Here is a 1,259-nt window from a genome sequence, read left to right on the forward strand (position 1 = left end):
ACGACCCCGATACCCCCGCGCCACGCCGCTACCCGCGACATACAACTCCCCCGCCACACCCGGCGGCACCGGCGACAACGACGCGTCCAGCACATAGGTGCGGGTGTTCGCCAACGGAACACCGATCGGCGACCCACCACCCAGACCCACCCCCGGCCCGAGCTCCAGCCTCGTCACATGCACCGTGGTCTCGGTGATCCCATACATATTGACCACCGACGGCGCATCGACCCCCACCCGCCACCAGCCCCGCAGACGAGCCGGATCCACCGCCTCACCACCCAGAACCACCATCCGCAACGCCGAACCACCCACCACCCCCTCCGGACGGGCATCGATCAGCGCATAGAACGCAGCAGGCGTCTGACTCAGCACCGTCACCCGACGCTCAACCAACACCTCCCACAAATCAGCCGGAGAACGCACCACATCCCACGGCACCAACACCGTCGTGCCCCCGTGCAGCAGCGCACCCCACATCTCCCACACCGAGAAATCGAACGCCTGCGAATGACACCACGCCCACACATCCCCCGACCCGAACCCCGCACCCCACTGCCCCATCCCCGCGAACAACGACCACACACTCCGCAACGACACCTGCACACCCTTGGGCGCACCCGTCGAACCAGACGTATAAATCACATACGCCAAATGATCCGCACGCAACGGACTGACCCGATCGGCATCCGACGGAGCCCGCTCCACTGAAGGCCGCTCATCATCCAGATACACCCGCGGCACCCCCACCGCCGGCAACACCCCATCCGTCACCCGATCCGTCACCACCACCAACGGATCCGCATCCGCCAACACATACTCCAACCGCGGCCCCGGATACCGCGGATCCACCGGCAGATACGCACCACCCGCCTTCACCACCGCCAGCAACCCCACCACCAAATCCACCGAACGCCCAGCAGCCACCGCCACCACCACATCCGGCCCCACCCCACACCCGATCAACTCGAACGCCAACGCATTCGCCCGAGCATCCAACTCCCCATACGTCAACGCCTCCTCACCAGCCACCACCGCCACCGCACCCGGCGACCTCGCCACCCACCCCTCGAACACATCCGACAACAACGACCCACCCACCCCGAACCCCGAACCGTTCCACCCCTCCACCACCAACGACCGCTCCCCAGCACCCAACACATCCACACCCCGCACCGACACCCCCGGCACAGCCACCACCTGCTCCAACACCCCCACAAACCGCCCCACCAACAACTCCGCCACACCCCGATCGAACA

The 1,259-nt window shown here is 66.3% G+C and carries 1 protein-coding gene; it reads right to left on the reverse strand.

Annotated features, from left to right (window positions below):
• The coding region (locus tag ACZ6B1_RS34200) for an AMP-binding protein (RefSeq protein ID WP_468784655.1) at window positions 1–1,245 on the reverse strand (1,245 nt) is incomplete at its 3' end.
• Between the last annotated feature and the right edge of the window lie 14 nt (window positions 1,246–1,259).

Source organism: Streptomyces sp. NPDC041129 (genome assembly GCF_055592265.1).